The organism is Gardnerella sp. DNF00354 (assembly GCF_049262755.1).
Taxonomy (GTDB): Bacteria; Actinomycetota; Actinomycetes; order Actinomycetales; family Bifidobacteriaceae; genus Bifidobacterium; species Bifidobacterium vaginale.
Map to the genome: position 1 here is coordinate 203,404 of NZ_CP058402.1, position 12,482 is coordinate 215,885.

A 12,482-nucleotide genomic window follows, 5' to 3' on the forward strand; every position below is an offset into this window, starting at 1 on the left:
TCTACTCACCTTTAGCCTTGTCTAAATCTTCAAATCCCAAAGCTTTGCCCATTTGCATACCAAGCTGCTTTTTGTAGATTTCCCAATATCTTCCATGCGACGCCACAAGATGCTCATGCGTTCCGCGTTCTACGATTTTGCCGTGATCTAGCACAATAATCATGTCTGCGTCTTTAACAGACGAGATTCTGTGAGCAATTGTGATTACTGTGCGAGAACCATCTAACTTTTTTAGCTCTTTTTGGATATGCTCCTCAGTTTCCATGTCTACTGCAGAAGTTGTATCGTCCATAATCAAGATTGCAGGATTATTAGCTAGCGCGCGAGCAAGACTTAAGCGCTGCTTTTGACCGCCCGAAAGGCCAACTCCTCGTTCTCCTACAACGGTTTCGTAGCCTTCTGGCATGCTCATAATAAAATCGTCTGCATCTGCGATTCTTGCCATACGCCTAATCGTGTTATCTAATTCTTTGCAATTTTCCTCGTTTTGAGGCAATCCAAAGCTAATATTTCCTGCAATCGTATCGGAGAACAGGAATGTTTCTTGCGCGACTATGCTAACTTGATTTCTAACAGTTTCTAGAGGCCATTCGCGAACGTCTTTTCCATCAATCAAAACGCGACCACGAGTAGGATCATAAAAACGCGCTATAAGACTTACAAGAGTTGATTTTCCAGATCCCGTTTCGCCTAAGATTCCAAGCTTTGTGCCTGCTGGAACATCTAAATCAATATCGCTTAAAATTGGCGAATCAAGATCGTCTGGGAATGCAAAATCAACGTGTTCAAAAGTTACATGGCCCTTTACCTTAACGTTTTTCTCGGAGGCAGATGGCAAATCAATATGCGATTCTTGCGTAAGAAGCTTACGAATATTTACACATCCTGCGTTGAATCGCTGCCAATCGTTAATAAGCCACCCAACCATTCTTACTGGCATGTGGAGCATCCAAAGGAAGCTGTTAAACGTTACAAACGCGCCCAAAGTCATGCTTCCGTTAAGCACAAGCCATCCGCCAAATCCTACTGTTACAAGCTCTAGCGCAAAGCCCATGCCGTCAAGCCATGGCATGTATTTTTGCGTGTTTTTTGCAAGCGTAATATTGCGGTTAAAGTAGTCTTCGTTGCATTTATCGAATTTCTGTGTTTCAAAAGGCTCGCGCACAAAAGCTTTTACAACGCGATTGCCTTCAATGTTTTCTTCTACCATTGAATTCATGCGTGCAAACGATTCGCGAATCGCAAGGAACTTTGGCCTAGCATTCTTGCCCATAAGCTTTGCAAGCCAGAACAAAAATGGTGTAATTGCCATAAGCGCTAGAGCTAGCTGCCATTGGATTGAAAACATTATAACTAGCGCAAACACAAACATTACTAAGCAATCCAGCGCCATATAAGACACCCAGCTTAAAATGTGGCGAATCGCGTCCGTATCCGAAGTCATGCGGCTCATAATGTCGCCTGTGCGCGTGTGATTAAAGTATGTAAAATCAAGCGAATGCAGCTTCTCGTACTCGTCGCTTACAAGGCGATACACGGCGTTTTGGCCAAATCTTTCCATTTGAAGCTGGTAGATATATCTTGAGCCTACGCGAATAATCATCATTGCAACCATTAGCACGCATACAAAAGCAAGCAAATCATGCTGTTTTCCAATAATGACTTTGTCTACAATAAAGCCCGAAAGCAGCGGCATTGTCATTGCCATTGTGTCGTTTATAGTAAAAAGAACTAGCGATACGCCTACTCTCCACATATCTGGCTTACAATATTGCAAAACCCAGCGCACATTACTCGCGTCTTTGCGTTTACTTGGATTTACATACATGCGCTAGATTCTCCCTTATTTTTGACTTTGTTTTTTGAGACTTAATCTTAAATTTATAGTTTAATCGACAGCTCTTGTTTGGTGTTGAGCGAGTTTCGTAGCGAGCGCTTATTCCTCACGGCATAGCCGTTCGGCTGATTTGGCATGTGAAGCACACCGTGCTTCACAATTGAGCCAAATCACGCTTTGAAGGAGCTTGAAATCCTGTTGATTTCAAGCTCAGTCAAAGCGCACGAAAGCATGTGGCGTGCAGCCAAAGACCACACGCCACATGCTATAAGTTAAGCAATCAGCTTAGTAAACTTGCGCGAGTTATCGCTACAAATTTACTCACTTCTGCCAACCGATGTTTTCAACAAAAACGTTAGCATATCCAGCAGGACCGCCGTTAGCGAAGCCCTTCTTGTATGCCTGGTAGGTTGGAGGAGCAGAAACTGGGAGCGTACCATACTCGGCGAAAGCCATGGACTCACCCTTGTTGGCCAATGCAGTCTGTTCCTTGTAATCGTAGGTCTTGCCAATCTTGGCTAGAACAGCATCAATCTTCTTGCTGCCAGTGCCAGTAAAGTTGGAATCGCTCTTAGAACCGTAGACCTGGGAAGCGGCTGCCAAGAAGCTCAATGGAGATTGGGAAACCCAAGCCATTGGAAGCACCTGGAAGTCGAAGGAGCTTACAGTCTTAGAGAACTTAGATGCAGGCTTGTTTACAGTCTTGCACTTCATGCCAGCCTTCTTCATCATGGCCTGGAATGCGTTAGCAAGAGCTGCCTGAGTGGAGTCATCGCCGAAGAAGGTGAATGTGAACTGAACGGTCTTGCCATTCTTAGCGTAGTAACCGTCTTTGCCCATCTTGTAGCCAGCGGCTTCAAGAGTCTTCTTAGCGTTTTCTACGTTGAACTTACCATCAGCTGGGAGGTTGTTCTTGTAGCCAGCCTGGAACATGGAGAGAAGCTCCGAACCTGGCTGCTCGCTCTTCCAGTTCATACCCTGGAACTGAATCTTGTTGTAGGTGGCAACGTCGAATGCCTGGACAACGGCCTTACGCACGGCCTTGTCTTTGAATGCGCCAGCCTTTGCGTTTAAGTTAATAACACGAATCTTGGTGCTGTAGCCGTAACGGAGCTGAGCGCCCTTAACGCTACGAGCAGCCTTAACCTTATCCTTGGTGGAGATGGAATCCACGGAATCGATTTCGCCGTTCTGGAAGGCGTTCATTGCAGCGGTATCTTCCATACGCTTTACAACAACCTTGTCAAGCTTTGCCTTCTTGCCCCACCACTTTGGATTGCGCACGAAAACAACCTGATCTTCGGTTGCGGACTGAATCTCGAATGGACCTGCGCCCCACTCGTTGTGAGGATTACCTACCCAACCCTGGTTGAACACAGTAGGATCGGTTGCCTTTGGATGAACCAATGGAGCGAAAAGCAATTCCCAAGTTGCGCATGGCTTATTGTACTTAACGATTACTTGCTTAGGATTTGCGCCCTGCTCAACGGACTCAATGCAATCATAGCCTTCGTGAGATGGAACGGAGTATGCTTCGTTCTTGCCATTCATAACTTCCCAAGTGGCCTTGAAAGCAGTGTAATCGATGTCTGTGCCATCGTTCCACTTAGCCTTTGGGTTCAAATCGTACTGAACTACGAGTGGCTTGTCGCTAACCTTCTTAACAGAAGTAATGTAATCAGGGTTGTACTTAACCTTCTCGCCCTTAACAGTGTCATAATAAGTAAACGATGGTTGGTAGAAGCCCCACAAAGTAGCCATGTAAGCGGTGTTACCGTCGTTAGAAGCGTAGTTCCAGTTTGGACCCATGTCGGAAAGCGAGAACGTGTAAGTACCGCCATCCTTAACATTGTCACGAGGCTGTGGATTGTCATAGCGCTTGTCAACCTTAGGCATTGGAAGAGCGCCAGTGTAGGAAGTATCCACACCTGCGGCTGGCTCTTCGGTCATACCGCCCTTGGCCTTATCTGCTGTAGTAGCAGTTGTGCCACCGCAAGCGCCGAGCAGCATTGCAACAGAAAGTGCAGCTGCGGCGAATACAGTTAATTTGCCTGCATTAGTTTTTTTCATGATTCCTCTCATTCCCCAGAAATGATGTCCGCTTTCTGGTATGTGTGTAGAGTATATCTAATCTTTTGACATTTTGTGTTACGACTTTTTTAACAAATACTGAATTTAAGCTTTTGTTACTTAAGATTTAATCCATAAAAAAGAAAATTAAATACATAAAACAGTCAAACAGAAAATTTTTTAGTTTATTTTAATTAAAAAACAAAATATATTACTTTTTTTAGAATTTATGTGCCTGTAACAAAAAATCGCGTGTGTCTTGCATAACACACGCGATCAAAATTGCCCTAAACAAAAGTTTAGGCGTATTCACAAAAGATTAGAATCAGACGCTTGCAACGTCATCAAACGAATCTTCTTCATTGAGAATAATACGCTTACGATTCTTCTCAATCGCAGGATCTGGAATTGGCACAGCACTAATCAAAGCCTTAGTGTACGGATGCTTAGGATTATCAAACACCTCATCCGTTTCGCCAGATTCAACAATGCGTCCGTGGTACATAACAGCAATTCTGCTAGAAATATGACGAACAACCGCCATGTTGTGAGCCACAAACAAGTAAGCAACACCCAACTTGTCTTGCAAATCTTCAAGCAAGTTAATAATTCCAGCCTGAATAGAAACATCCAAGGCAGAAACAGGCTCATCAAGAAGAAGCAGCTTAGGGTTTACAGCCAAAGCGCGAGCAATAGCAATACGCTGACGCTGGCCACCAGAGAACTGCGTTGGGAAGCGATCAACCTGATCTGGATTCAGCTCAACAAGCTGCATAAGCTCCGCAATACGCTGACGAATCTCTTCCTTAGACTTCTTTTGAACATGAAGAGGCTCTGCCAAAATATCGTAAACAAGCATACGAGGATCAAGAGAGCTCATAGGATCCTGGAACACGTATTGAATCTTAGAACGAAGCTCGCGACGCTGCTCTTTAGTCAACTTATCGTTAAGCTCGGTGCCAAAAACTGTAATAGAGCCAGCTTCTGGCTTCTTTAAACTCATGATTTCCATCAAAGTAGTTGACTTACCAGAACCAGATTCGCCAACAAGAGCTACAGTTTCGCCTTCGCGAATCTCAAGGTCAATACCATCAACAGCACGAACCTCGCCAACCTTGCGTCGCAAGAAACCGCCACCTGTAATTGGGAACGTTTTAACCAATCCCTTAACATCCAAAACAACCTTGCGATCCTCGCGAGGAATGCCCTCAAACATTGGCTTAATCGTTTTTTCGGTTTCCGCATGAAGCAGCGCGCGAACAGTTTCGCTTTCTGCTTCCAGACCCATCATGTCGCTAGTATCTCCACTCTTTTCTTCTGCCATCAACATATCCATTGTTGGCTTAGAGATTGGAGTTAAGCGACGAGTACGCTTTTGATCAACGCGCGGAACAGCACCAAGCAAGCCGATTGTGTATGGCTGAGTTGGGTGAGCAAAAATCTCCTCAACGCTATTATGCTCAACCAAATGACCCGCATACATAACAATAACTTCGTCTGCAACGCCAGCAATAACACCCAAATCGTGAGTAATGAAGATCATTGCGGCGCCAGTTTCTTTCTGCGCTTTCTTCAAAACATCCAAAACTTGAGCCTGAATCGTAACATCCAAAGCGGTAGTAGGCTCATCAGCAATAATAATATCTGGGTTATTCGCGATTGCCATAGCAATCATAACGCGCTGACGCATGCCGCCAGAAAACTCATGAGGGAAAGACTTTAAGCGCTCAGCTGGCTTAGTGATACCAACCAAGTTAAGCAATTCAATAGAGCGCTCACGAATCTGTTCTTCGGTCATATCTGGATTATGAATAACCAAAGCTTCCTTAAGCTGATCTCCAATAGAAAACACTGGAGTTAAAGCAGAAAGAGGATCCTGGAATACCATAGCAATATTCTTGCCACGAATCTTACTCATCTCTGCATCAGACTTCGTTAACAGCTCTTCGCCCTTATAAACAACAGAACCCTTAACAGACGCGTTCTTATCCAGCAAGCCCATAACAGCAAGGGAAGTAACCGACTTACCAGATCCAGATTCACCTACAATACCAATGGTTTTTCCGCGGTACAAATCAAAATTCATATTGCGTACTGCATGAACCGTACCAGCTTCCGAAGCAAAGCTAACTTGCAAATTGCGTACAGAAAGAAGTGGTTCGTTGTTCTGATTTTCCATCACAGAATCTTCCTTAATTGCGTCATTCACCATATCAGTCATGTTTAAACCTCCAACAAGCCTTACTCGGCCTTACCAACAGACCTAGAATATGGATCAATCGCATCGCGAAGACCATCGCCAATAAGCTGAACAGAGAAAGTCAAAATAACCAAAACCGCAGAAGGAACCAAAAGAACCCAAGGAGAGGTCATAACGCTACTTTGACCAACATTAAGAAGAGTACCCAGAGAAGTATCTGGAGCCTTGATACCAAGACCCAAGAAGCTCAATGCGGTTTCGCCGTTGATTGCACCAATAACACCGAGAACCGTATTAATAATCAACACAGAACCAAGATTTGGAACAAGGTGGCGAACAATAATGCGGAACGAAGAAACACCTTCAAACTTGGCTGCGCGCACATATTCACGCTCACGCAAACTCAAAGTCAAAGTTCTAAGCGTACGAGCATAACCAATCCAACCAAAGGAAGTCATACCAAACGCAAGCCAAAGCCAATCATTGCCACCGGTCGCGGAGCTAACAATCAAAGCAATAAGCAAGAAGGATGGAACAATCAAAAGCATGTCCAAAACCCACATGCCAACTTGCTCAAACCAACCCTCAAAGTAAGAAATAGCAGTACCAACCAAAGCAGCAATAATTGTAATAGAAATGGAGCTTACAATACCAATAGAAAGCGAACGACCAAGTCCGCGAACAACCATTGCATACATGTCAGAACCGCCAGGCGTTGTGCCAAGCCAATGCTCTGCGCTAGGAGGAGTTGCAAGAGCAGTAAAATCAGGCTCATCGTAACCCCACTTACTAATCTTAGATCCAAACAACGCAAGAAGAATCAAGAACACAAGCAAAACCAAGCCAACGACGGCAGACGGTCGCCTAAAGAAACGACGCGTATAAAGCGTAATCTTGCCAGTGCGCTTAAAATTACCCCAAGAATTAGCAGTCGCCTTCTTGTCTGCAGCAGACTCTTGAAGGTTTGAAGATACATCTTTTTTACTCATATCAATAACACCTACACTGTTCTGCAATTAGTTCAAGCGAATACGTGGATCAAGCCAAGCAGAGAAGATATCTGCCAGCAAAGCTCCAGCCAAAGTACACACAGCTCCGAATGCAGCAATAGCAACAGAACCATTAATGTCATTATTAGAAATTGTTTGCACAAAATAGCTACCCAAACCGTTAATTGCGAACACGGTCTCAGTAATCACAGCACCCGTGAACACACCTGCAATAGAGAAGGCGACGTCCACAGCTGTAGGAATCAAAGAAGTACGCAAAGCGTGGCGGCGAATAGCAATGTTCAAAGGCAATCCCTTAGCACGAGCAGTGCGAACATAATCAGCATTCATAGTGTCAAGCAAATAAGTGCGCTGCGTAAGATGGTATCCAACCATGCCAGGAACAGTCATAACAATTGTCGGCAAAATCAAATGCTGTAAGAAGTCAAGAACAAAAGCAATAGGGTTAGAACCTTGATAAGAATGCAATCCCGTAACAAAGAATAAACGAGAGCCAGCAGCATTGTTAACGCTAATTGCAGCTAACACAATAAGCAATCCAAACACAGCAGCTGGAACAACAAGTAAGAACGTAGCAATAGAGTTAAGAACCCTGTCTTGCCACTTATATTGACGAATAGCAGTATAAACGCCAACACTAACACCGAAAACAATACCAAGAACAGTTGCGCAAGTAACTAATTGGACAGACGCACCAATACGAGCCGCAATCGCAGGACCAACAGGAGCCTGCTCTGGGCTTAATCCCCAATCCCAACGAGTAAGAACGCCAGTAATCCAACGCAAATATCTCGTAATAACTGGAGTTTGGTCGTTAATGTTCGCCAAATCCAAAGAACGGTTAATCGAAGGAATTGGTGGATGCGGATGCCTAGACATATAATTCGATCGCGGATCCATAAAAGCACTTGCCAAGAAATACGTCATGGATACGGAGACAAACAGCATCACAACATAATTCAGGCATCGTTTAACGATGTATCGTATCATTGTGACTCTTTTCTACGTCTAAACATTGTTACCTCCATCTGGTAACTGCAAGCCTCAAGCCTGCACACTGCTATCGTTTGCTATACCCAGTTGCAAAAGCAAATCAAAAGCATACTCAAGGCACACTTAAGTAAGCCCTCATAAATGGGACATGTAATTAGTATATTTTTAGCTAACCTATGTACATTGCTTAAAATAAACATGCAATAATACGGAATAAATATCAATTATCACAAAAATTAATACACAAAATCAACAGAACATCAGAATATTTAACGGAATTATTTAAATTTTACGAAAATTAGTTTTGTAAATCGTAATAAAAGTGTAAATACAATAACATTTCGTACTAACAAAACACATTGCAATTAGTTTTACTAGTATCCTATTAAAAAAGCACAGACCACGCAAAACGCTACTCGTGCATTGAACACGCTACAATAACGCTTATTCGCCTATTTTCAACCTAACAACAAAAGGAGATATATGTCTGAAAACGTAAAAGCCGTTACCATAGACAACGTGCGCGAATATTCCAAGCATTTTAACGAACAGCGAGCAAATCGAGTAGCCGCAAACGCTTCTGTAGCGAGCGGCGTTCTTAAAGCTGCAACAAGCTATCAAGGACAACGCGCTTTACCACGCAACTTCTCCATAGAATTAAAACAAGGGTCAATAACAAACCAACAGCACTCTGGACGTTGCTGGATGTTCGCTTCCCTTAACACTTTGCGTTACGAATTAATGCACAAGTGGAATTTAGACGACTTCGAGTTTTCCGAAAGCTACCTGTTCTTCTGGGACAAGATTGAAAAGGCAAATGCGTACTTGGAAAACGTGTTGGCAACATTAGACGAAACCCTAGATAGTCGAGTCTTTGAAAACATTAACTACGGTCCGATCGACGACGGCGGATGGTGGCAAATGTTCGTTAACTTGGTAAACAAGTACGGACTCGTACCAAAAAGCGCATACCCAGATTCACAGAATGCTATTGACTCAGATGCATTCGTGCAATACATAAACACCAAGTTGCGTGAATTCGCGGCTGAATTGCGCGAAGCACACAAGAACGGTACTTCCATAGAAGAGTTGCGCGAAATGAAAATCCGCGACCTTGAAACCGTATACCGTATGACAGCTATCGCACTTGGCGAGCCACCAGAGCGTTTCGACTTTATTGCACGTACTAAAGATGACGACGATAAGAAAGACGAAAAGAACGACAAAAAGAACGAAGCCAAAGAAGACGATAAGAAGGACGATAAGCCAAAGACTGGCAAAGACGATCGTCCAATGATTCGCGAATATGGAATAACACCACTAGAATTCGCAAAGAAATACGTTCCAATTGACGTAAACGACTTTGTGAGCTTGTGCAACTCCCCAATGGAACACACTCCGTTCAACAAGCTCTACCAGCTTAAATACACCACAAACGTTGCTGAGACGAAGGAAATGGAGTTTGCAAACGTTGCGCTAGAAGTATTCCGCAAAGCCGCTGTCGATCAGCTAAAAGACGGACATCCAATCTGGTTCGCTTGCGATTGCACTCAGTTCTCACTCAGACAAGATGGGTTCTTTGATCCTGCAGTTGTGCGCGTAGACGAACTATTCGATGTAGAGTTTACATTCGACAAAGCTAAAGGTTTGGAATATATGGATTGCCCAGGCAACCACGCAATGACCTTTACTGGCGTAAACCTTAACAAAGATGGTGAGCCAGACCGCTGGAAGATTGAAAACAGCTGGGGTAAAGATAACGGCGAAGACGGATACTATGTCGGCTCCGCACAGTGGTTTGACCGCTACGTTACAGAAATCATTATTAACAAGAAGTATCTTGATGAAGCAACGCGAGCAATATTGGATCAGGAGCCTGTAATGCTTGATCCGTGGATTCCACTTACAAAGCGCTGCCGCTAAACTTGATATAGAGTGTAACTGATTTATAAACGCAGATTGCCACGCAGTCTGCGTTTTTTTTGACCCAGATTCGTTACATCTGTCTCGCTCGTGAGGCATTTGTAACGTTTTTTGACTGATTTTCGTTATATTTGCATCATTGATGAGATATTTATAACGTTTTTTGGCTTAATTTCGTTATATTTGTCTCGCTCGTGATGCAAATATAACGCAAGCGATACGAGTAGACTGCAAGAGCTTGAAAAAGATAAAAAGAAGCCCGGTGGGAAAGAGAAGACCCACCGGGGCAGAGAGAAAGAGAGAAGAAGGTTTCAGTTATGGGGTCCGCGAACGAACCTCACTGATGGATAACCATCAGCAATACTCATTATAACCACACTTTTCTCGCAAAACACGCATATAACCTAAAAATTTCCTTAAAAAATTTTTTAAATCCTGATAGTCAACCTATTTTTTGTTACATGCATCACTATAACTTAAAATTTTTCGTTTAATCATTTAGATTCTAGTGATTTTTTAGCCGCAGCCAATCTTTCTTCGTCAGCTTTACGACGAGCGGCAAGCGCAGATTCAAAACGCTCAAGCTCCTCATCAATAGCCTCTTTAGGAATTTTGGCAAAAATCGGAGTTGGCTTAGCGACAGGCGTACCAGTCACTAATTCCTCACTCTCCCACGGGTGAACAGTTTCACCAAGACGATAGTCACCAGTAATAATCGGATACTTAAAATCTGGATTATCTAAGTCAGTCACCTCTTCAATTCTTGGCAAAGGAGAGAACACACCCGTACCACCAAGAGCTTCCCATACTTTTTGCGCAGAATGTGGCAAGAATGGAGCAAGTAAATGATTAGCATCAGAGACGGCTTGAGCTGCAACGTGCAAAACAGTACCAAGACGTGCTTCATCATCTTTAATCTTCCAAGGCTCAGTTGCAGAAATATACTTGTTTATATCCGACACAACACGCATCGCCTCGTTAAGCGCATTCTTCTGATGATGACGTTCAATCAAACCACCAACAATCTCAAAAGCATTAGAGGTTTGATCCAAAAGCGCGCGATCCATATCTGTCATTGAATTTTCGTCCAGCGCAGGAATCTCTCCGAAATTCTTATGAATCAAATTAGCGACACGATTTACCAAATTACCCCAGCTGGCAGCAAGCTCTTCGTTATTATGACGAACAAATTCTGCCCAAGTAAAGTCGGCATCAGAATTTTCAGGACCAGCAATAGAAATGTAGTAACGTACAGCATCCACAGGATAACGCGCCAAAATATCCTTCACGTAAATCACAATTCCACGCGAAGAACTAAACTTCTTGCCTTCCATAGTCATAAACTCAGAAGCAACAACTTGCTCAGGCATATTCAACGGGCCATAAACTCCAGCCTCGCCACCCTTAGAGCCAGCGCCATTATATGCAAGCATTTCTGAAGGCCAAATCTGAGAATGGAAGGTGATGTTATCTTTGCCCATGAAGTAGTAGCCAGGAGACTTAGGGTCACACCACCAATCGCGCCACGCATCCGGCTTACCTTGACGACGTGCCCATTCAATAGATGCAGACAAGTATCCAATAACAGCGTCAAACCACACGTACAAGCGCTTATTTGGGTTATCAACCCATCCTTCTACAGGAACAGGAATACCCCAGTCAATATCACGCGTAATAGCTCGAGGCTTAACTTCCTTAAATAATCCAATCGAGAAGTTGATAACATTTGTACGCCAACCATCCCTTGAATTAAGCCAGCTTAAATTAGCATCAGCTAAAGCAGGCAAATCAAGGAAGTAATGCTCTGTTTCTTCAAATCGCGGAGTCTCACCGTTAATCTTAGAAACAGGATTAATAAGCTCATCTGGATCAAGCTCATTACCGCAAGCATCGCACTGGTCGCCTCTAGCTCCATCCGCGCCGCAAAGTGGGCATGTGCCCTCAATGTAGCGGTCTGGAAGAGTACGACCTGTAGAAGGAGAAATCGCAACCTTCTGAGTACCCTTATAAATATAGCCGTTCTTCAAGCACTGACGGAACATCTCTTGAACAACATGCTCGTGATTTGCTGTAGTCGTGCGCGTAAACAAATCGTAGCTTAAACCCAAATCGCACAAGTCTTTAGTAATCACGCGATTATAGCGGTTTGCAAGATCCTGAGCACTAACGCCTTCTTTATCTGCCTCAACTAAAATCGGCGTGCCATGTTCGTCTGTACCAGAAACCATAAGCACGTCATTGCCCTTCATGCGCTCATAACGCGCATACACGTCTGAAGGAACACCAAATCCTGCAACGTGACCAATATGACGAGGGCCATTTGCGTAAGGCCATGCAACATTCACCAAAATATGACTCATAGCCAAATATTATCTTGTTCAGCGAGGACACCTTAATAAAAAACATATACACATATGCACATTTTTTAATGTAAAAAGGCTTAAAAATC

Annotated in this window: 7 protein-coding genes; 1 reads left to right on the forward strand and 6 read right to left on the reverse strand. The window is 43.6% G+C overall.

Annotation, left to right across the window (positions count from 1 at the left end; translation table 11 throughout):
- Position 1: 1 nt before the first annotated feature.
- From HXT24_RS00780 to HXT24_RS00800, 5 genes are all read right to left on the reverse strand, one after another.
- Positions 2 to 1,828 carry an ABC transporter ATP-binding protein gene (locus HXT24_RS00780; RefSeq protein ID WP_422119435.1) on the reverse strand — a complete coding sequence of 609 codons (1,827 nt, stop codon included), beginning with the start codon at positions 1,826 to 1,828 and terminating at the stop codon, positions 2 to 4.
- A gap of 330 nt (positions 1,829 to 2,158) precedes the next feature.
- Complete coding sequence (locus HXT24_RS00785) at positions 2,159 to 3,907, reverse strand: ABC transporter family substrate-binding protein (protein ID WP_032836560.1); 1,749 nt, start codon at positions 3,905 to 3,907, stop codon at positions 2,159 to 2,161.
- Positions 3,908 to 4,232: 325 nt separating this feature from the next.
- Positions 4,233 to 6,128 (reverse strand): ABC transporter ATP-binding protein, encoded by a 1,896-nt coding sequence (locus HXT24_RS00790; RefSeq protein WP_020760736.1) that lies wholly within the window; start codon positions 6,126 to 6,128, stop codon positions 4,233 to 4,235.
- Between the two features lie 20 nt (positions 6,129 to 6,148).
- Complete coding sequence (locus HXT24_RS00795; protein ID WP_004113854.1) at positions 6,149 to 7,096, reverse strand: ABC transporter permease; 948 nt, start codon at positions 7,094 to 7,096, stop codon at positions 6,149 to 6,151.
- Between the two features lie 27 nt (positions 7,097 to 7,123).
- Positions 7,124 to 8,107, reverse strand: a complete 984-nt coding sequence (locus tag HXT24_RS00800) for an ABC transporter permease (protein ID WP_004138444.1) — start codon at positions 8,105 to 8,107, stop codon at positions 7,124 to 7,126.
- Positions 8,108 to 8,593: 486 nt separating this feature from the next.
- On the opposite strand from HXT24_RS00800, the gene HXT24_RS00805 reads away from it, so the two are divergent.
- Positions 8,594 to 10,033 (forward strand): aminopeptidase C, encoded by a 1,440-nt coding sequence (locus HXT24_RS00805; RefSeq protein ID WP_285064651.1) that lies wholly within the window; start codon positions 8,594 to 8,596, stop codon positions 10,031 to 10,033.
- 494 nt (positions 10,034 to 10,527) lie between these two features.
- On the opposite strand, the gene metG is transcribed toward HXT24_RS00805, so the two are convergent.
- Complete coding sequence (metG, locus tag HXT24_RS00810) at positions 10,528 to 12,393, reverse strand: methionine--tRNA ligase (RefSeq protein WP_415681523.1); 1,866 nt, start codon at positions 12,391 to 12,393, stop codon at positions 10,528 to 10,530.
- Positions 12,394 to 12,482 lie beyond the last annotated feature (89 nt).